The sequence below is a fragment of the Pseudomonas silesiensis genome, from assembly GCF_001661075.1.
Taxonomy (GTDB): domain Bacteria; phylum Pseudomonadota; class Gammaproteobacteria; order Pseudomonadales; family Pseudomonadaceae; genus Aquipseudomonas; species Aquipseudomonas silesiensis.
Genome location: NZ_CP014870.1, coordinates 3,879,816 through 3,899,016, shown reverse-complemented (window position 1 = coordinate 3,899,016; position 19,201 = coordinate 3,879,816). Strand labels below are relative to the sequence as shown.

The window sequence follows — 19,201 nt, the reverse complement described above, 5'->3', positions numbered from 1 at the left end:
CGTGTTTTATTTTTGCTGTTCAAGGTGCAGGCTTTTAGAGGTTTTACGTAAAATATGCTGGGGTGCTACCAAGCAGCCATTTCTAATGATGTTGAAACGCTCCAGTCCAGGGACATAACACTGTGAAACCACGTTGTTTCCGGAGTAGCGGGCTACGGTTCTGTGAAAAATTGTTTTTCCTTCACGTAATAAATTATTTTGTAGGGTTTTTAATTGCTGCGGCACGCTGGCAGTAAAATCTGTCAGCGGCTGATCGAGTGAAGGCAGACTTAGGCTTCTAATATGGGCGAAACCGATGAGACCTTTCAGTTTGTCTGAGCTTGATAGTAAATCAAGGGTGGTCTTGTCAATTGCCTCTTCAACTATGCCATACAATGAATGGGATTGAAATTGTTCTGTAGTCGCTCTCTGAATTGCAGTACGGATGTCCAGCGAACATCCTGAGCCAATTGGTGAAATATGAAGATCGCCAGGTCCTGCTTTAGGAAATGCCACAGTAAAATAAACACCCAGCATATCCTTTATGATGATGATCTGTAACTTGTTAGCGGACTCTATAGCCGAGGGGTTGTCTTGTAATGCGCTTGTAAGTAGTTCCTCGGAGGGGGTGTATAAATCCATGGCAGGGCCAATGGAACAAACTGCCATGAAAAAGCAGGACAAGATATGCCTTTCGATGACTTCATTGGTTCCATGCAACAGTGCTTCGGCTTCGGTACAGCCAAAGGCAATCCCTGAGTTTGATGAGTAGCGGGCCAAATACTGCACGTCGGGACTTCTGTTGGTAGAAAATCTTTCCGCATTTTTCGGGCAGAGTAGAATACTTGGAATATATAACTCTTCACGTTTGTCTAGGGTTGTCAGTTTAAAGCACTCAATTTTTTCTCCAGTGCGAGGCAAGCTGCTTAGCAGACCTTCGCATTCGCTATGCTTCTGAGTGGCGATAAAATCACAGCGGTGATGATGTAGATCACCAATGTGGGGCTGAAAGGTGCTGTAGTGTTCAATGCTTTCGGCCAACGCACCGATGAGGGAGTCGGGTCCTTTGCCTGCACCTGACTCAATGAGGTTGTTGTTTTTGTCAAATAGTTCAGCGGTTGCCACAAGCCGATTGCGACTTGTATAACGCGTCACAGCGTTCAAACCTAATTCGTTGATGACTTTGTTGAGCTGAGAAAGCGCTTCCGCGGGGGTAAGTTCACGTTCGGACATAAAAAGCCTCATGATTGTTTTGAGTGCCGAAAGGAAACCCTTTCGGCACTTTTTTACTGGTGCTCAATCAGCGATTGAGATTAGTTGGTAAGCGAGGCGAAAAAATTAGCTTCTGTAACCAGGAAGCCTTTTGATACGCCCATCATTTGAGGCAGATAGTCGAAGGTGTTAATTTCAGAACGTTTGCTACCCATTTCATGTTACTCCTTTTTTATTGAGGATCCGGTACACGTGAATGCGCACCGCGCTTGCGTGTTTTTTCGCAAGTCATTAATTAGTAGCAGTGAGCTTTCAGTTATTCAATTGCTGGCGAGGGTAGAACTTCCTATGATTGTGTAGGAAGATGCTTTTTGGTGTGTAGGACTAATCTATATAGTTTTACACAGTTGTTACTGCTTATGTGTTTGATTAATCAATTCAATGATTTGTGATGTTTAGTGATTTAGTTGTTTTGGGGCGGCGCAAGAATTTGACCGTCTTAGTGCACCAGCGCGTGACGCCGAGGACCCATCGCCGGATCGCGATCCAGATCAAACACACGCCCTTAGGAACTCAGTAACTCAAGCTGGATTGAGATCCCCAAACCCGTCAAAGCTTCCCCGGAATCCCATATTTACGCAGCCGAATAGCAATCGCACTGTGCGAAGTCTGTAACCGCGCAGCCAATAAACGGCTCGACGGATAGCTGCGGTAAAGCTGTTCCAACAGGTTTTTTTCAAAGTCACCAACGGCCGCCTCCAGACTGCCGACCTCACCGGCGTTCTGCCGCTCCATGGTCGTGCGGGCGATATCGAGGTCGTCGATGTCTACCAGCGGGTTTTCGCAAATGGCGGCGGCGCGGAAGATCACGTTCTGCAGTTGCCGGACGTTGCCCGGCCAGCGGTTGCCGAGCAGCGCCGGATACGTGCCTGGTGCGAGGCGGCAGACCGGGCGCTGGATCTGTGCGCAGGCCTGTTGCATGAAGTGATTGGCCATCAGCAGGATGTCGTGGCCGCGTTCGCGCAGCGGTGGCACTTGCAGGTTGAGCACATTCAGGCGGTAGAACAGGTCTTCGCGAAAGCTGCCTTCGCTGACCATTTTTTCCAGGTCACGGTGGGTTGCGCTGAGGATCCGCACGTTGACCTTGACCTCGCGATCGCCACCCACCCGACGGAAGCAGCCATCGCTCAGGAAGCGCAGCAGCTTGGCTTGCAGGTAGGGCGACATTTCGCCGACTTCGTCGAGGAATACCGTGCCTTGGTCGGCCAGTTCCAGCAGGCCGAGTTTGCCTCCCCGTTGCGCGCCGGTGAAGGCGCCGGCGGCGTAGCCGAACAGCTCGCTTTCGGCGAGGCTTTCCGGCAGTGCCGCGCAGTTCAGGGCCAGGAAGGGCGCGTCACGCCGGGTACTGATGGCGTGGCAAGCACGGGCCACCAGCTCTTTGCCGGTGCCGGTTTCGCCCTGGATCAGCAGCGGTGCGTCGAGGGTGGCCACCCGCTGGGCGCGGGCCTTGAGGGTGCGAATTGCCGGGGATTCGCCCAGCAGCGCATCGAACCCTTCGGCATGGTCATGGTGCAGCGCCGAAAGGCGTTCGCCGATGCGATTCGGTTGATACAGGGTCAGCAGGGCGCCGGCATCGGTGATCGGCATCGCGTCGAGCAGCAAGGTCTGGCCGGCGAGGCTGACCTCGTGCATGGGCAGACGGTAGCCGTGTTCGATCAGCGTGCGCTGCAAGTCGGGATCATCGAACAGCGCCGTCAGCGGCTCTCCCGCCGGTTCACGACCACACAGGGCGATCAGCGCCGGATTGGCCAGCAGCACATGGCCGCGGTCATCCACCGCCAGCACCGGGTCGATGCTGGCCGCGAGCAAGGCATCCAGTTGCAGGCGGCGACGTTGTCCCGGGAGGATGTCGACCAGGGTCACCGCCTGTACGCCCTTCACGCCGAGCAAGGCCTCGCGCAGTTCCTCCAGCACATCGGCACCGAGGGTCGGGGCATCGATGTACACGTTCGGTGGCACCATCTCGACGGCGTCCAGATTGAAACTGCGCCCGCCGAGCAGGGCCAGTACTTCCTGGGTGATGCCGACGCGGTCGATGAAGGTGACGTGGATGCGCATGACGGGCCTGCAAGGTGGCTGACGGGATGACTGCGCCGATCAGTATGCCGGGCACTGTTCGATTGTGGCGAGCGGTGTCTGTCAGTGACTGGCGGTCTTGCGTGAACAGGCGTCCAGGTCCTCGAGAAAGGCCTGCAGGATCGGCGGCGGGGCAGTGCCGCGTCGGGTGATCACATCGAACGGCGACATCAACTGCAGGCTGCTGGGCGCCAGCTGATGCATTTCGCCGGTCTTGACCCACTGGGTAGCGAAGTGCACCGGCAAGAAGCCCAGATAGGCACCGGAAATCAGCAGGATGGCCAGCGCTTCGATGTTGTCCACGGTGGCCGCGGCCTTGCTCACGCCCAGGTGCTCCAGGTCGTATTGCTGCATGTAGCCCCTGACCACGATCCGGCTCGCGGCAATTTCTTCGAGCAGTTCCTCTCCCTCGGCCTTGCTGCCGTACAGCGGATGCCGCCGCCCGCAATACAGCCCCAGGGCTTCCTGATACAGCGGTGACTGCAACAGGCCGGGAACGTGGATCGGGAAGTGCCCGATCGCCAGGTGCAGGCGGCCGTCGAGGACGCGTTCTTCCAGTTCCGCCGGGGTGCCGACGTACACGTTGAGGTGCACGTCATGCCCTCGGGACACGAAGCGTTGGGTGGTGCGCGGCAGCGGCGAGGCCGGATCGGTAATGGTGGTGTCGATGATACCCAGGTTGAGCTTGCCGCTGATGTGCTGCTTGAGCACGTCGGCGTCCATGCAGAAATTTTCCACCGCCGAGAGCAGGCGCTGGGTCGCTTCATGGATCGCCACGCCTTGCTCGGTCAGGCGAAAGCCGCTGCGCCCCCGTTGGCAGAGTTTGACCCCGAGCCGGGTTTCCAGGTGAGTCATCTGTTCGCTGATGGTCGACTGGCCGGCGTTCAACGCCGCCTGCGCGGCAGAGAACCCGCCGCACCTGACAATCGTGGCAAACACCCTGAGCAGTTTCAGATCGACATCGTGCAGCTGGATCACCTTGGACCTCCCGGGAATGGATGCATCGGTAATGCCGATATGAGTATCTGATGTTTAGCATTTTTTCCACGAAAACCTGCGCCCATAGTCACTTCAACGGCGGTCGCCTTGCAGTCCGCCAAGCCGATAACAAGAAGTGGAGAGGCTTGAAATGTCGAACAACGGTTATGAATCCGGTCGTCTGAACCTGCCATTCGTGGGGCACTGCACCTTTGGCAAATCCCCGGTGTGCACCGATTGGGATGCCCTGGATGCCGACGTCGCAGTACTCGGCGTGCCCAACGACATGGGCACCCAGTGGCGCTCCGGCGCCCGCTTCGGGCCACGGGGGATTCGCGAGGCATCGACGCTGTTCTCCTTCGGCCATGCCGGCGCCTACGACCACGAAGATGACGTCATGTACCTGACCGCCGCCGACGTGCGCATGGTCGATGTCGGTGACGCCGATATCGTGCACACCGACATGGTCACCAGCAACCAGAACACCGAATACGCGGTGCGCAAGATCCTCGATGCCGGCGTCATGCCGGTGGTGCTCGGTGGCGATCACTCGGTGCACGCCCCGGTGATCAAGGCCTTCGAGGGGCGCGGCCCGATTCACATCATCCATTTCGATGCGCACCTGGACTTTGTCGACGAACGCCATGGCGTGCGTTATGGCCATGGCAACCCGCTGCGCCGTGCTTCGGAAATGAACCACATCGTCGGCATGACCCAGATGGGCATCCGCAATGTGTCTTCCTCCAATCGCGACGACTACGAAGCAGCCCATGCGGCCGGCTCGAAGATCCTCTCGGTGCGCGATGTGCGGCGCCTGGGCGTCGACGGTGTGCTGGCGCTGATCCCGCAGAACATCAATTACTACATCACCATCGACATCGACGGTTTCGACCCTTCCATCGCACCCGGCACGGGCACCCCCAGCCATGGCGGTTTCCTCTATTACGAAGTGCTGGAAATCATCCAGGCCCTGGCCAAACGCAGCCAGGGCAACATCGTCGGCATGGACCTGGTGGAGGTGGCGCCCGTCTATGACCCGACCGGCATGACCTCGATCCTGGCGGCGCAGCTGCTGCTCAACAGCATCGGCTTCATCTTCCACGAGCGGGCTCAGGCGCGGCACGTCATGAGCGCAACCACCACGGCCTCGGCGTGATCTGACCGCCGCACAGAGAGAGTGAAAATGGACACGATCGTCAAAAATTACCTGCAGAAGTTCGGCGTCTCCGAAGCCACCCAGACCTTCCTCGGCAAGGCGCAGAAGATGTTCATCGGCGGCGCCTTTGTCGACGCCAGCGACGGGCAGACCAGCGATGTCATCGAACCTTCGACCGCAGGCCTGATCACCCGGATTCCCATGGGCACCACCCACGACCTGGATCGCGCCGTGCAAGCCGCCCGCGCGCAATTCGACGGTGGGGCCTGGCGTCAGGCCAAACCGGCAGAACGCGAACGCATGATGCAGCGCCTGGCCGACCTGATTGAAAACAACGCCGCGGAACTGGCGGAAATCGAATCGATCGACATGGGCAAGTCAGCGGCCTTCGCCCGGGATGTCGATATCCAGGGCACGGTCGATACCCTGCGCTATTTCGCCGGCTGGGCCACCAAGCTTCACGGCCGCACCGTCGAGCCATCGCTGCCGGGCAACTACCTGGCCTATACCCGCAAGGAAGCGGTGGGTGTGGTGGGTGCCATCGTGCCGTGGAATTTCCCGTTGCAGACCATGGCCTGGAAGCTTGGCGCTGCGTTGGCAACCGGCTGCACCGTGGTGGTCAAACCCGCCGAACTGACCTCGCTGTCGGCCTTGCGATTCGCTGAACTGGTGCAGGAAGCCGGCATCCCGGACGGGGTGATCAACATCGTCACCGGCCGCGGCAGTGTGGTCGGCGCAGCCATGGCCACTCACCCGGGCATCGACAAGCTGACCTTCACCGGTTCGACCCCGGTCGGTCGCACCGTCGGCCGTGCGGCGCTGGACGAAATGAAGCGACTAACCCTGGAACTCGGAGGAAAATCACCGGTAATCGTGCTGGCCGACGCCGATCTGAAAGCCGCCGCCCAAGCCATCGCCAACGGTGTGTTTTTCAACTCGGGCCAGGTGTGCGATGCCGGCACGCGGGCTTATATTCATCGCAGCGTCCATGACGAATTCCTGCGGGAACTGATCGCCTATACACGGACCTTGAAGATGGCGCCGGGCCTGGATCCGGATTGCTTCATCAGCCCGCTGGTCTCGGCGTTGCAGCAGCAGCGAGTGACCGACTACATCGAAACCGGCAAACAGGAAGGCGCCGAACTGATCTACGGCGGCCAGCCTGTGGAGGGCCCCGGTTTCTTCGTCGAGCCGACCATTTTTGCCCATTGCCGCAACGACATGCGCATCGTCCAGGAAGAGATCTTTGGCCCGGTGCTGGTGACCGCACCGTTCGACGATGAGGAAGAGGCGCTGGCCCTGGCCAATGACTCGCCTTACGGCCTGGCGGCCGCACTGTATTCCAATGACCTTGGAAAGGTGCACAGCCTGATCCCACGGTTGAAAGCGGGGTCGGTCTACGTCAACGCCCACGGCACCCTCGACCCGTCGATGCCGTTCGGTGGCTACAAGCAGTCCGGTTTCGGCAAGGACCTGGGCGCGGAGCAGCTCGATTATCTGCTCGAAACGAAGGCGGTCTGGATCACGTTACCTTGAGTCATGGCTGACTCAAACCCTGTGGGAGCGAGCTTGCTCGCGAAGGGGCCATCTGATTCAACATCAATGTTGACTGACACGCCGCTTTCGCGAGCAAGCTCGCTCCTACAGGGGCGTCGTTCACCTGAAACAATGCAGTTATCCGTCATGATCTTCCAAAAATAAGAGCCCATCATGAACATTAACGCCAAAGCCGCCCCAAGCCTCTCCCTCCTCGACGACAAACCCATAGTCGAAGGCCATTCGATCGATTTCATCCCGGAGGCCGAACGCACCGACAAATTGTCGAGCCAGGGCCCGTTCTGGTTTCTCGGCAATTTCACCTTCTTCACCATGACCATCGGTTTCGTGGGCCCGAGCGTCGGTCTGACTGCGTTGTGGACCACCCTCGCCGGGACGCTGGGCATCATGTTCGGCACGCTGTTCATGGCCTTTCACGGTTCGCAGGGTCCGCACCTGGGGCTGCCGCAGATGATCCAGTCCCGCGCGCAATTCGGCTATCGCGGGGTGATTCTGGTGCTGCTGGCGACGCTGTTCGTGTTCGCCGGGTTCAACATCGTCAACCTGGTGTTGATGATGCAGGGCCTGCACACGCTGTTCGGCTTCAACCCCATTGTGGTGGCGGTGGCCGTGACGCTGCCGGCGGCGGTCCTGGCGATCCTCGGTCACGACTGGATGCATCGCAGCTTCAAGTGGGCGTTGTTCCTGTCGCTGCCGTTGTACGGCCTGGTGACCCTGGCGGTGCTGATGGGGTGGGTGCCCGACGCACCGATGCCGGTACTGGCCGCCGGTGAAGTGGCCCCGGCGCCCTTGGGTTTCAACTGGACCGGTTTCATCGCCCAGTTCGCGGCGGCGGCGAGCTACAACATCGCCTACGCACCCTATGTGTCCGACTATTCGCGCTACCTGCCGAAGAACACCTCCAGCGGCAAATTGATCGCAGTGGTGTTTCTTGGTGCCTCGTTGTCCGGTGCCTGGATGATTTCCGTGGGTGGCTGGCTGGCCGATCACCTGCATTCCACCGACGTGCTGGTCGCCCTTGGCCAGGTGGGCAATACCGTGTCGCCGTTCATGGGCACCGCCGTGGTGGTGGTCACGATCCTGGCGTTCCTGCCGGTGATCGCGATGAACATCTACAGCGCCAAGCTGACCACCTTGACCTGTGTCGATTCGATCAAGCACATCGAGCCGACCCGCAAGGCACGGATCCTGGCCATCGCTTTCGTGATCCTGCTGCAACTGGGCGTGGCCCTGAGCATCCAGAGTTCGGGCAAAGGCCTGTCGGTGCTGGGGATTTACCTGGTGGTGATGCTGTACTTCCTGGTGCCTTGGACCTCGGTCAACCTCACCGACTATTTCTTCGTGCGCAAGGGTCGATACGCCATCCCGCACTTCTTCATGCCCCACGGCAACATCTACGGCAGCTGGGGTCTGCGCGGCATCGCCGCCTATGCGATCGGCTTTATCTCGATGATCCCGTTCTTCTACATCTACGACGGCGTCGAGCAGCGCGAGGTCTATGTCGGCCCGCTGGCCAAGGCGCTCGGCAGCATCGACATCGCCTGGCTGGTCGGGCTGATCGTCTCGGGGCTGGCGTACTACTGGCTGAGCCGCTCGATCGACCTCAAGCGCGAAGAAAGCGTCATCCAGCACATCGAAAGAACATCCCCGCAATACACCACCGGCGACCGGCTGACCAAGCCCTCGTTGCCAGTGTTCAACGAATCGACGGCCGGGAGATAATCATGGCTACGCAAAAATACGACTACATCATCATCGGTGCAGGCTCGGCCGGTTGTGTGTTGGCCAACCGCCTGAGCGAAGACCCGGCCACCTCGGTGCTGGTACTGGAGTTCGGTGGCAGCGACCGCAGCGTGGTGATCCAGATGCCGAGTGCATTTTCGATCCCGATGAACACCAAGAAGTACAACTGGCGCTACGAAACCGAGCCGGAACCTTACCTCAACGGCCGGCGTATCCACTGCCCGCGCGGCAAGGTGCTGGGCGGCTCGTCGTCGATCAATGGCCTGGTGTACATCCGCGGCCATGCGTATGACTTCGACGAATGGGAATCTCTCGGTGCACAGGGCTGGGGCTACCGCAATTGCCTGCCGTACTTCAAGCGGGCCGAGCATTACGAGGAGGGCGGTGACGGCTACCGCGGCAGTACCGGGCCGTTGCACACCACCAATGGCAATCACATGAAAAACCCGCTGTATGGCGCCTGGGTCGAGGCCGGTGCCGAAGCGGGCTACATCAAGACCGACGACTGCAACGGCTTCATGCAGGAAGGTTTCGGCGCCATGCACATGACGGTGAAGAATGGCGTGCGCTGCTCCACCGCCAACGCCTATCTGCGCCCGGCCATGGGCCGTCCGAACCTGACCGTGATCACCCACGCGATGACCCGCCAGATCATCCTCGAAGGCAAACGTGCCGTCGGCGTCGTGTACGACCACGAAGGCCAGACTCACCAGGTTTATTGCAACCGTGAGGTGCTGATTTCCTCTGGGCCCATCGGCTCACCGCACCTGCTGCAACGCTCCGGCATCGGCCCGGCCGAGGTCCTGCGCAAAGCCGGGATTAGCATCCGTCATGACTTGCCGGGGGTAGGGGAGAATCTGCAGGACCACGCCGAGGTCTACATCCAGTTCGGCTGCAAGGAACCGGTGACGCTCAACAGCAAAATGGACCCGCTGAGCAAGCTGATGATCGGCCTGCGCTGGCTGTTGTTCAAGGACGGGCTCGGCGCCACCAACCATTTCGAGGCCGGTGGTTTCATCCGCTCCGACAAGGGCCTGCGCTGGCCGGACATTCAGTTCCATTTCCTGCCGGCGGCCATGCGTTACGACGGCAATAAACCGATCAAGGGCCACGGTTTCATGGTGCTCACCGGGCCGAACAAACCCAAGAGTCGCGGTTATGTGCGGGTGCGGTCGGCGGATCCTTATGAGCATCCCGAGATTCAGTTCAATTACCTGCAGCGCGAAGAGGATCGCGAAGGTTTCCGCCGCTGCATTCGCCTGACCCGGGAGATCATCGGCCAGCCGGCGATGGACCGCTTCCGCGACGGCGAGATCGCCCCCGGACCGCTGGTGAACACCGATGAAGAGATCGATGCCTTCGTCCGTGAGAACCTGGAGAGCACCTACCATCCGTGCGGCTCGTGCCGGATGGGCGAGGATGACATGGCGGTGGTGGATTCCGAGCTGCGGGTGCGGGGTATCGCGGGTCTGCGAGTGATCGACTCGTCGGTGTTCCCGACCGAACCGAACGGCAACCTCAATGCACCGACCATCATGCTCGCCGAGCGTGCTTCGGATCTGGTTCGCGGGCGCAGCATGCTGCCGGCGTCCGATGCACCGGTGGGCCTGGTGGAGGATTGGGAAAACAGTCAGCGATCGACCTTGCCGGGGCGCAATGTGAGGGTGTGATTCAAGACTTCTGGACGCAATTTCCACACCTGAGCCAGATTGCTGTGGGACCTGTCGTGCACGGACTTTATGCACGCCGCAGACCACTGTAGGAGCAAGCTCGCTCCTACAGGGTTTGTGTCAGCCGAAGGTCCTGCTTACCTCACTTCAACACCAGCAACCGGTAAACCCCGCCCTCGCTTTCGATCCCGTGGGTGTCATGGGTGAACCCGGGAAAGGATGCCGGTCGGGCGCGCCTCATCGTGATCGTCCGGGCTGCCATGCATCAAGACATGAAATCAGGCTAATCGCGCAATCAAGGCATTTTGCTGGCCCCGAAGACTCGATCTTTTAACCAAAATCAATTTATTTTCAGATAGTTAGGATCGAATGCAAATGCGGAATGTGTTGGTCGTACTCATGTCGTGCGGGCTGGCGGGTGGTGCCGCGTTCGTCCAGGCCAGGGAGCTGGTGGAGAAGGATCGTTATATGTGCAGCTGGGGCGCGGGAACGGCAGCCAAAGCCCAGGAACTCAAATTGTCGGGCGTCTCGCTGTATGCCGCGCGCCAGAAGTTGCAGACCTACAAATTCAGCAAGCCATGGATGCGCATGATGGCGATGGGCATCACCGAGCAAACCTACGACAGTCAATCGCGGCTCAAGCCGGCGGCAATCCGGCAGGGTTTTTACGATGACTGCGTCCGCTACAAAGTGGCGCGTAAATAGCGCGATGTCGTCGGCCACGAAAGCCCGTTGCCCCTGTGCCGGGCCTTTCGCGGCAGCAAGCGCCCCTCGCCACAGCGCAGGGCGAAGTGTTCAACGTCTCCTATACTGGAACGCCTGAGAGTTTCCCTACCCACACCACGAGGAGAACGAACATGGCAATCCGCATTGGCGATGAGGCACCGGACTTTACCGTTGAGAGCACCGAAGGCACGCTCAACTTCCACGAGTGGATTGGCGACAAATGGGCCATCCTGTTTTCACACCCGAAGGACTTCACCCCGGTCTGCACCACTGAACTCGGCTATATGGCCGGGCTCAAGCCCGAATTCGACAAGCGCAACACCAAGATCGTCGGACTCAGCGTCGACCCGGTCAGTAACCATCAGAGCTGGGCCAAAGACATCGAAGAAACCCAGGGCCACGCAGTCAACTACCCGATGATCGGTGACGAGAACCTGGTGGTGGCCAAGCTCTACGACATGATTCATCCCAACGCCAGTGGCGGCGCACGGACCGCCGTGGACAACGCCACGGTGCGTTCGGTGTTCATCATCGGCCCGGACAAGAAGGTCAAGGCAATGCTGATCTACCCGATGAGCGCCGGGCGCAACTTCGATGAAGTGCTGCGACTGCTCGATTCCCTGCAGCTGAACGCCAAACACACCGTCGCCACGCCGGTGAACTGGCGTCCGGGGGATGACGTGATCATTCCTACGTCGGTGTCCGACGAGGATGCGCGCAAGAAGTACCCGGAAGGCTTCAAGACTGTGAAACCCTACTTGCGCACGGTGGCGCAACCGAAGTAAGCGTCCCTGATGCCGGGCACCCGCTCACACCGCGGGTGCCGGCTTGGCCAGTTCAATCCCGGCGGCACCCAGGCGCTTGAGGATCTCGAACAGCAGGTCGCTTTTGGTGGTGCTGACAATTCTCGGGCTGCCGACATAACCGGTGACGGTCAGCGTGATGCCTTCGGGGGTCAGTTTGCTGAACCGGACCACCGGCGCCGGTTTGTCGAGTATGGTCTCGTGCTCGCAATAGGTGTCGTACAGCAGGTCTTTCACCTGCTCGGGGTCGATGTCCAAAGGGAAGGTGAGTTCGAGTGTCGCCACCCCCTGGGCGCTGCCGCCCAGGGTCACGTTGCGCAGGTTCTGCGAGATCAGCTGCGAGTTCGGAACGATAACGATCGAGCGGTCGCTGAGCTGGATTTCGGTGGCCCTCACATTGATCCGGCGGATGTCACCTTCGACCCCGCTGATACTGATCAGGTCGCCCACCTTCACCGGCCGCTCGGTCAGCAGGATCAGGCCGGAAACGAAGTTCTTGACGATCTCCTGCAAGCCGAAGCCGATCCCCACTGACAAGGCGCTGACGATCCAGGCCAGATTGGTCCACTGCACGCCCAGGGATGACAGCGTCAGCAATATGACCAGGGCATAGCCGATGTTGGCGAACAGCGTGCTGAGCGAGGCCCGCATGCCCGGGTCCATGTCGGTTTTGGGCAGAAATTCGTTATCCAGCCAGCGGCGCAACGATCGAATCAGGTAAACGCCAATCAACAGCGCCAGCACTGCATTGAGCAGGTGGCTCGGGATAATGTTGAGTTTGCGCAGCCCACCGCCGCCGAGCATGGAAAAGACATTGGTGACCAGTTGTCCCAGCGTCGTTCCGATACCCCCGACGACCAGTGTGACCGCCGCTAGCAGCAATAGCCCGGCCCGACTGACCCCCGATAGAATGACCTCGATCTGGTCCAGTCGGCGATCATCGATGCCCAGCAATTGTTTAAGCGCCTTGCCGCTGGGACTTCTGGGTGAAAACAGGTACTCGCAGGCATCCTTCGCCAGCTGCATCAGCATATAAAAGCCGCAGATGATGAGAAATGACCAGACCAGTTCGTAAGTGATGAACCTCGCCAGAGAAATGTAGCCACTGAGCAGCGATAACAGGGCAATCAACAACGCCAGGCCGGTGAGGGCATAGAGCAAGCTGGCGAAGGTCGTGCCGCCTTCGGTCGCCTCGCCGCTCGCCACCACTTGTCTTCGGACTTTCCCGGTCCGCACCATTAGAAAAATGATAATCAAGATGACCGTCAGCGCGATGACGCCTCGGCCCGCGATCACCAGATCGCTGCCCATGCCGGTGGCATTGGCCACCTGGATAATCGTCATCAGCACCAACAGGGTTGCGGCGAACAGCCGGGGAAAGGGTTCGAGCGCCAGCGCCACCGGATCGGAAATTGCCGGCAGCCGCCAGGAGGGGTGTTGCGTGGCCAACAAGGCGCGGCTCAAGGCGGTAATCAGGACACAGGCATAAACGACTTTTTCGAATTCCTGGGAGAAGGTGGTCAGCATCGGTGTCAGTGGACTTTGCCGCGTACAGACAAAAAACAGCAATTGCAGGGAAAAACCGGCGGTCAACACCGTAGCCAGCACCGAGGCCAGTGCGAGGGAACTTCGGCGCAGGCGGCCTTCCGGCATGCGGTGAATGCACAGCCAGGTCAGCCCCCGTTCCGCGAGCCTGCGGCCCAGCGTCCAGATGACCAGGGCCAGCAGCAACAGCACGGTCGTGAACAGGCGCTCACCGGGTTGCCAGACGGCCTTGAGGACATCTCCCGCCTGTTCGATGAAAAGGCTCAAGCGCTGCCGGTCGTCCGCCGTTGGGTTCAATAGCGGTGACCAATACCCGGGGCTGAGGATGCTTTTGGTGCGCAGGGTCAACTCGCTTTCCAGCAAGTTGCGCCGAATGCCGGCGATCTGGGTGAGGAGGTCGGCGGCACTTTGTTTCAGTGTTGCCAGGGTTTTGAGGGTTGAGTCGATTTTGGTTTTCTGCTCGGCGAGCGACGTCCTTTGCGCCGCAATGTCGGATTGCTCGGTGGCAACGGCGTCGAGCGGTGCGGACCCCAGCACGCTCAGTTGGGCATTGAGTTGAGTCTGCAGAGGCAGCAGCGAAGCCGACAGGCGATCGACATCAAGCATGAATGTACGAACCAGATCCTGAGGGCCCTCCAGCTGGTTGTAGTTGTGAACCAGGGAGATCTGCTGTTTGAGGCTGTCCAGCCGCAATTGCAACGCCTGAAGATCGCTCTGGGAAACTGCAAGGGCTGCGATCCCCGGCCTGGGCGCTGGAGCGTCCGGCAGGTCGGCCGCCGACAGCGTTCCGGGACTCGCCCCGAAAAGCGTGAAAGCGACGAAGAGCATGGCTTTCAATGCTGCGCGCATAAGCGTGATCGACTCTGTTATTAGTCATTCAGCCTATGAGGTTAGGTCATCGCGCCCAGGTTCGAAGGATAGTTTGTCAACTGCATTGACCCTGCCCCCGTCGGACGGGGGCAGGAGCGTCGAGCAACGTCGGCCTGTCAGACGCGTTCGAACAACACGGCAATGCCCTGGCCGCCGCCGATGCACATGGTCGCCAGGGCATAACGCCCCTGGACACGGTGCAGTTCGTGAATGGCCTTGGTGGCGATAATCGCACCAGTGGCGCCTACCGGATGACCCAGGGAGATCCCCGAACCGTTGGGGTTGACCTTCTCCGGATCGAAGCCCAGTTCTTGCGCCACGGCACAGGCCTGGGCGGCGAAGGCCTCGTTCGACTCGATGACATCCAGGTCAGCAACGGTCAGGCCGGCGCGCTTGAGCAGCAACCGGGTGGCGGGGATCGGGCCCAGTCCCATCAGTTCCGGCTCGACACCGGCATGGGCATACCCGACCAGTCGGGCCATGGGCTTGAGGCCTTGCGCACGGACCATTTCACCGGTGGCCATGATCAGCGCGCCGGCGCCGTCATTGAGGCCGGAGGCGTTGCCGGCGGTAACGCTACCGTCTTTTTTGAAGGCCGGTTTCATCTTGGCCAATTGCTCGGCGTTGACCTCGGCGCGCACGTGTTCGTCGGTGGCGAAGATCACCGTACCTTTGCGGCTCGCCACTTCGATCGGCACGATCTGCCCGACAAACCGCCCTTCGGCAATCGCCCGGGCCGCGCGTTGCTGGCTCAGCAGCGCCAGCTCATCCTGGGCCTGACGGGTGATACCATAACGCTCGGCGATGTTTTCCGCGGTGATGCCCATGTGGAAACCGGCAAAGGGGTCCTGCAGCACGCCGAGCATGAAGTCGATGGCCTGCACGTCACCCATGCGTGCGCCCCAACGTGCCTGCGGCAACAGATAGGCGCCGCGGCTCATGGACTCGACGCCACCGGCCAGCGCCGCTCCGGCATCCCCCAGCATCAGGCTTTGTGCGGCACTGACAATCGCCTGCAAACCGGAACCGCAGAGTCGGTTGACGTTGAAGGCCGGCGTTTCCTTGGGCAGGCCGGCATTCATTGCCACGGCCCGGGAGATGTAGGCATCCCGTGCTTCGGTCGGGATCACATGCCCCATTACGGCGTGACCGATGTGCTCCGGCGCCAGGCCCGAACGCTCGATGGCGGCGCGGCAAACGTCGGTCGCCAGCTGGATGGGTGGCACATCCTTGAGCGAGCCGCCAAAGCTGCCAATGGCCGAGCGCACGGCGCTTATAACGAAAATGTCGGATGGGTTCATGGTGGTTCTCCTGGATCAGCACCGGATTTTATTGGCTTGGATGCCTCTATAGGAGGGCGAGTCTAGATTCGGCAAAGTGTTGCGCCTATGCCGAAACTGCTCAAAGGCGCTGGTGTTTTTTGCCATTTTAGTTGAGGTTTCACAGTCCACTGCATGAGCTGACTGGTCAGATCACCGGACCTAGTGAATGCGGGCTATCAGCCAACATCTCTACTGGATGTGCCGCCGTCTTCGCCGGCAAGCCGGCTCCTACATGGGGTCGGTGGTGACAACTGGAACGTTACCATTTTGCGTCTTTGTCAATGATCACTGATGCACCACACACCCTGGGCCTGGTAATCCAGCACATGCTCGCGCCCTTGGGCGTCAAGGTAGGTGAATCGTGCGGGGACGATGCCGCATGCTTGCGTGATATCGGTGCTGGTCAGCTCTTTGGCGACGTCCAGGTGGACGAAGAAACCGGGCTTGTCGTGGATGACAGGGGCGGCGGTTTGGGTATCGGCCAGCGCCGGGCCGGAGGCGAGGAGGGCGGCCAAACCGAAGGTGAACATTTTCATGATGATTCCCTCTGTTCAGGGCTGAAGGGCTGCCAGGGGCCTGGCAGGGAGCTCGGATTTACCGGGTGATCCGCACAGTCGATCAACAGTTGAATGACTATTCTCCAATGAATCGGGGGCGGGATTAAGGCTGGCGACCGGCGGCTCTGACTTGAACGCCGTACGTCGGAATCGAGGAACGGCCACTCATGAAAAAACTTCCAACAACAGTCACAGCCGGGAGTTTGACCATGAACGATGATCCGAAAGCGCAGGCCCTGGAAGCCTGGTATCAGCTCCTGAAAGAGCCCCAGATCCGTATGGATGCTGAAGAGCAATACGATGAGTTGCTCAAGTCCGCCGATGAGATGGAGCGCAAAGGTCTCATTAACAGCGTTGAATGGCGCAAGCTGGTTCGGCAGGCCGGCAGTGCGTTTGCCAATGCGATAGACGGGCTGGGGCGTGGCACCTAGGAATTAAGGTTTGGTGCGACGTTTGTTGGTGGTCGAGCTGGCGCCTTCGCGAGCGAGCCGGTCTCGCTCCCACAGGAGTTATCGCTGTGGCCCGGTCCAGTGAGAGAGGCATCACCGGAGTGGCCAGGTTCATTGAGAGAGCTAGACCGCTCGCGAAGGTCGTTCGGCCTGCTGGGCAAACCATTGCATGATCAGCCCGCACGCCGGGTGCGAAGCTGCTGCAGGTTGCAGGTTCAACGCGTAGATTCCGCGGGTTTTCAAGGGTGGACCGAAGGGTATGACCAGGACGCCCCGTTCGATGGATTCGGCCGCCAGGGTCAAGTCGGTCATGGCCACCCCTAATCCTCGCGCTGCGGCATCGAGTGCCAGCTCATCGAGGTTGAAGGGGATGTGTCGGTAATCCTCCAGCGCCTTGCCGCCATTGGCTGACAACCATTGGCCCCAGTCATGCTTGTCCGCCGAACGATGCAGCAGTGCGAAACCCGCCAGATCTTCCACCGACTGCAACGGTCGGGCCGGACTGTCCAGGCCCGGGGCGCACACCGGCACCAGGGCTTCCTCGAACAGGGTCAGGCAATCCGCATCAGTGGAGGGCTGCGGCAGATAGAGAATGAAGGCATCGCTATCGATCGCCGGCTCTACCACTTCAGTCGCCACGGTTTCGATCGCCAGCGAAACGTCCGGGTGACTTCGATAGAACTCGCTCAACTTAGGCAGTAACCATCGCACCGCCAGCGACACATGCATGCGGATGCGGAAAGGGCGTTTCTGCGGTGCCAGCCGATCCTCCAGAGTTTTCAGCTGCGCCAGGATATTACGCGCGGTCGCCAGCACCTGTTCGCCTTCCGGCGTCAGTCGGACATGGCGGCTATTCCTCACGAACATCGGTAAGCCGAAATGACTCTCCAGCTGCTGGATTTTTCGGCTCACGGCGCTTTGGGTCAGGCACAGCGTCTGCGCAGCCTGGGTGAAGCTACCGGTGTCGGCGACTTCGACCAAGGCCTGCAAGGCCTGGAGCGAAGCAATGTGGCGAATTTTATCCATGCGTTTTCTGAATGGCTCGATGATTTTATAACGTTGGTTGTATTGCCAAAGGCCCTTTAGATTCTAGCTCTAGCGACAGCCAACTCAAACCACTCATGCAAATACTGCATGAGATTGTGCTTTGAGCAGAGACGGCTCGTGCAATGACAGTCGAATGAGGTGACGCATGGAAAATAGATGTGGCTGGATCGCGCAGGCTGGAGATTCTCCAGCACGCACTCGCCTGAGCGGCACGCAAAAGGCTGACTGGCTGATTATCGGTGCCGGCATCACCGGCCTGTGTGCCGCTCATTCGCTGGCAGAGATGCACCCTCAGGCACGTATCGTGGTCGTTGACCGTCAACGTGCGGCGCAGGGGGCTTCGGCGCGTAATTCGGGCTTTGTGGTCGGCCATGAACACCCCACCGATGACGAGTTGATCGGCCGCCGGAGTTTTGCTGATTATGCAGTGGATACCGAGATTTCCCGGGTCGCCAACGAGGAAGTACGACAGCGCATTGTCCGGCATGGCATCGAGTGCGATTTTCGCGATTCGGGTTATTACTTTGCTGTCAGCGATCCGGGCAAACTGACCCAGGTCGAGGCCAAACTGCAAACACTCCGGGCGGTCGGCGCCTCTGCGCAGTTCCTGCAAGGTGAAGCACTGAGCAAGAAGCTCGGAACCAAGCACTACCAGGCCGCGATCTGGTGTGGCAATGGCAACGCATTGCTGCAACCGGCGAAGTATGTGAAGGGGTTGCTCGATACGCTGCCGGACACCGTCACCCTCTACGAAAACACCGACATCAGCGGGCTGGAGCGTCTGGGTAACGGAAGCCTTCGCGCCAATGCTGTCAATGCGAGCATCGAAGCGAAGCAGGTGCTCGTCTGCCTGAACGCGTTCATCCCGCGGGCCGGGATCGCGGACAGCGGCACCTTCGCGATGGAACTCAGTGCCAGCCTCACGCGGCCGCTCAGTGACCAGGAGTTCAGCGCCATGGGCGCTGTCGAGCCTTGGGGCGTGCTCTCTACCCGGCCACTCGGGGCCACGGTGCGCTTGACGCCGGACCGTCGGGTGATGATCCGCAACACGGCGGAATACCGTTCCCGGGACTTGTCCGGCAGTGAGCTCGAGCAGCGTCGAAAACACCATGTGCTCGGCTTGCAGCGACGTTTTCCATGGCTGAACGAGCAGGACATCCAATACACCTGGACCGGCCACCTGAGCGCCTCACGCTCCGGCCAGCCTTACTTTGCCAAGGTCGAAGCGGGCGTTTTCGCCGTGGCCGGCTGCAACGGGTCGGGCGTCGCGCGCGGCACCCTGTGGGGACGCCTGCTCGCCGAACTGGCCACGGGCGCCAGCTCGCCGATCCTGACATCGGTCATGCACAGGGCTCAACCGGGCTGGTTGCCGCCGCGGCCCTTGCTCGATATCGGTGCCATGCTGCGAATGCGCGTGGAGGCGGTCAGGGCCCGGACAGAAGTCTAGAAAC

Annotated in this window: 15 protein-coding genes; 8 read left to right on the top strand and 7 right to left on the bottom strand. The window is 59.9% G+C overall.

Features of this window, described 5'->3' with window-relative positions; genetic code table 11:
- Window positions 1-6 precede the first annotated feature (6 nt).
- The 3 genes from PMA3_RS30885 to PMA3_RS17260 all read right to left on the bottom strand — a co-directional run bounded on the left by PMA3_RS30885 (window position 7) and on the right by PMA3_RS17260 (window position 4,305).
- Complete coding sequence (locus PMA3_RS30885; RefSeq protein WP_082930353.1) at window positions 7-1,212, bottom strand: YcaO-like family protein; 1,206 nt, start codon at window positions 1,210-1,212, stop codon at window positions 7-9.
- Between the two features lie 588 nt (window positions 1,213-1,800).
- Window positions 1,801-3,309 (bottom strand): sigma-54-dependent transcriptional regulator, encoded by a 1,509-nt coding sequence (locus tag PMA3_RS17265; RefSeq protein WP_064678309.1) that lies wholly within the window; start codon window positions 3,307-3,309, stop codon window positions 1,801-1,803.
- A gap of 81 nt (window positions 3,310-3,390) precedes the next feature.
- Window positions 3,391-4,305, bottom strand: coding sequence for a LysR family transcriptional regulator (locus tag PMA3_RS17260; protein WP_064678308.1), 915 nt, complete (start codon window positions 4,303-4,305; stop codon window positions 3,391-3,393).
- Window positions 4,306-4,456: 151 nt separating this feature from the next.
- Here PMA3_RS17260 and speB point away from each other — a divergent pair, with 151 nt between their 5' ends.
- The 6 genes from speB (at window position 4,457) to PMA3_RS17230 (ending at window position 11,942) form a co-directional block, all read left to right on the top strand.
- Window positions 4,457-5,461 carry an agmatinase gene (gene speB / locus PMA3_RS17255; RefSeq protein WP_064678307.1) on the top strand — a complete coding sequence of 335 codons (1,005 nt, stop codon included), beginning with the start codon at window positions 4,457-4,459 and terminating at the stop codon, window positions 5,459-5,461.
- Window positions 5,462-5,488: 27 nt separating this feature from the next.
- Window positions 5,489-6,997: an aldehyde dehydrogenase family protein gene (locus PMA3_RS17250; RefSeq protein WP_064678306.1), complete on the top strand. Its 1,509-nt coding sequence runs from the start codon at window positions 5,489-5,491 to the stop codon at window positions 6,995-6,997.
- A 174-nt stretch (window positions 6,998-7,171) separates the two neighbouring features.
- The gene (locus PMA3_RS17245; protein WP_064678305.1) at window positions 7,172-8,740 is read left to right on the top strand and encodes a purine-cytosine permease family protein; all 1,569 of its coding nucleotides are present in this window, start codon (window positions 7,172-7,174) and stop codon (window positions 8,738-8,740) included.
- Between the two features lie 2 nt (window positions 8,741-8,742).
- A complete protein-coding gene (gene betA, locus PMA3_RS17240; RefSeq protein WP_064678304.1) occupies window positions 8,743-10,431 on the top strand; it encodes a choline dehydrogenase in 1,689 nt (562 codons plus the stop codon).
- Between the two features lie 369 nt (window positions 10,432-10,800).
- Window positions 10,801-11,136, top strand: coding sequence for a hypothetical protein (locus tag PMA3_RS17235; protein WP_420848514.1), 336 nt, complete (start codon window positions 10,801-10,803; stop codon window positions 11,134-11,136).
- A 152-nt stretch (window positions 11,137-11,288) separates the two neighbouring features.
- Window positions 11,289-11,942: a peroxiredoxin gene (locus PMA3_RS17230; protein WP_064678302.1), complete on the top strand. Its 654-nt coding sequence runs from the start codon at window positions 11,289-11,291 to the stop codon at window positions 11,940-11,942.
- A 24-nt stretch (window positions 11,943-11,966) separates the two neighbouring features.
- Here the strand turns inward: PMA3_RS17230 and PMA3_RS17225 are convergent, their stop codons facing one another.
- The 3 genes from PMA3_RS17225 to PMA3_RS17215 form a co-directional block, all read right to left on the bottom strand.
- Complete coding sequence (locus tag PMA3_RS17225; RefSeq protein WP_064678301.1) at window positions 11,967-14,354, bottom strand: DUF3772 domain-containing protein; 2,388 nt, start codon at window positions 14,352-14,354, stop codon at window positions 11,967-11,969.
- A 137-nt stretch (window positions 14,355-14,491) separates the two neighbouring features.
- Window positions 14,492-15,676, bottom strand: a complete 1,185-nt coding sequence (locus PMA3_RS17220; RefSeq protein ID WP_064678300.1) for an acetyl-CoA C-acyltransferase family protein — start codon at window positions 15,674-15,676, stop codon at window positions 14,492-14,494.
- Window positions 15,677-15,975: 299 nt separating this feature from the next.
- On the bottom strand, window positions 15,976-16,233 hold the full coding sequence (locus PMA3_RS17215; RefSeq protein WP_064678299.1) for a DUF2790 domain-containing protein: 258 nt from the start codon (window positions 16,231-16,233) through the stop codon (window positions 15,976-15,978).
- Window positions 16,234-16,463: 230 nt separating this feature from the next.
- Here PMA3_RS17215 and PMA3_RS17210 point away from each other — a divergent pair, with 230 nt between their 5' ends.
- Entirely contained in the window at window positions 16,464-16,685 is a 222-nt protein-coding gene (locus tag PMA3_RS17210) for a hypothetical protein (RefSeq protein WP_064678298.1), read from the top strand.
- A gap of 141 nt (window positions 16,686-16,826) precedes the next feature.
- Here the strand turns inward: PMA3_RS17210 and PMA3_RS17205 are convergent, their stop codons facing one another.
- Window positions 16,827-17,729 carry a LysR substrate-binding domain-containing protein gene (locus PMA3_RS17205; RefSeq protein WP_064678297.1) on the bottom strand — a complete coding sequence of 301 codons (903 nt, stop codon included), beginning with the start codon at window positions 17,727-17,729 and terminating at the stop codon, window positions 16,827-16,829.
- A gap of 166 nt (window positions 17,730-17,895) precedes the next feature.
- On the opposite strand from PMA3_RS17205, the gene PMA3_RS17200 reads away from it, so the two are divergent.
- Window positions 17,896-19,197 (top strand): NAD(P)/FAD-dependent oxidoreductase, encoded by a 1,302-nt coding sequence (locus tag PMA3_RS17200; protein ID WP_064678296.1) that lies wholly within the window; start codon window positions 17,896-17,898, stop codon window positions 19,195-19,197.
- Window positions 19,198-19,201: the final 4 nt, after the last annotated feature.

What these genes read in the sequence shown, in the direction of transcription:
- PMA3_RS30885 (WP_082930353.1), bottom strand. Translation starts at nt 1,212, where the DNA reads ATGTCCGAACGTGAACTTACCCCCGCGGAAGCGCTTTCTCAGCTCAAC.
- PMA3_RS17265 (WP_064678309.1), bottom strand. Translation starts at nt 3,309, where the DNA reads ATGCGCATCCACGTCACCTTCATCGACCGCGTCGGCATCACCCAGGAA.
- speB (WP_064678307.1), top strand. Translation starts at nt 4,457, where the DNA reads ATGTCGAACAACGGTTATGAATCCGGTCGTCTGAACCTGCCATTCGTG.
- PMA3_RS17250 (WP_064678306.1), top strand. Translation starts at nt 5,489, where the DNA reads ATGGACACGATCGTCAAAAATTACCTGCAGAAGTTCGGCGTCTCCGAA.
- PMA3_RS17245 (WP_064678305.1), top strand. Translation starts at nt 7,172, where the DNA reads ATGAACATTAACGCCAAAGCCGCCCCAAGCCTCTCCCTCCTCGACGAC.
- betA (WP_064678304.1), top strand. Translation starts at nt 8,743, where the DNA reads ATGGCTACGCAAAAATACGACTACATCATCATCGGTGCAGGCTCGGCC.
- PMA3_RS17235 (WP_420848514.1), top strand. Translation starts at nt 10,801, where the DNA reads ATGCAAATGCGGAATGTGTTGGTCGTACTCATGTCGTGCGGGCTGGCG.
- PMA3_RS17230 (WP_064678302.1), top strand. Translation starts at nt 11,289, where the DNA reads ATGGCAATCCGCATTGGCGATGAGGCACCGGACTTTACCGTTGAGAGC.
- PMA3_RS17225 (WP_064678301.1), bottom strand. Translation starts at nt 14,354, where the DNA reads ATGCGCGCAGCATTGAAAGCCATGCTCTTCGTCGCTTTCACGCTTTTC.
- PMA3_RS17220 (WP_064678300.1), bottom strand. Translation starts at nt 15,676, where the DNA reads ATGAACCCATCCGACATTTTCGTTATAAGCGCCGTGCGCTCGGCCATT.
- PMA3_RS17215 (WP_064678299.1), bottom strand. Translation starts at nt 16,233, where the DNA reads ATGAAAATGTTCACCTTCGGTTTGGCCGCCCTCCTCGCCTCCGGCCCG.
- PMA3_RS17210 (WP_064678298.1), top strand. Translation starts at nt 16,464, where the DNA reads ATGAACGATGATCCGAAAGCGCAGGCCCTGGAAGCCTGGTATCAGCTC.
- PMA3_RS17205 (WP_064678297.1), bottom strand. Translation starts at nt 17,729, where the DNA reads ATGGATAAAATTCGCCACATTGCTTCGCTCCAGGCCTTGCAGGCCTTG.
- PMA3_RS17200 (WP_064678296.1), top strand. Translation starts at nt 17,896, where the DNA reads ATGGAAAATAGATGTGGCTGGATCGCGCAGGCTGGAGATTCTCCAGCA.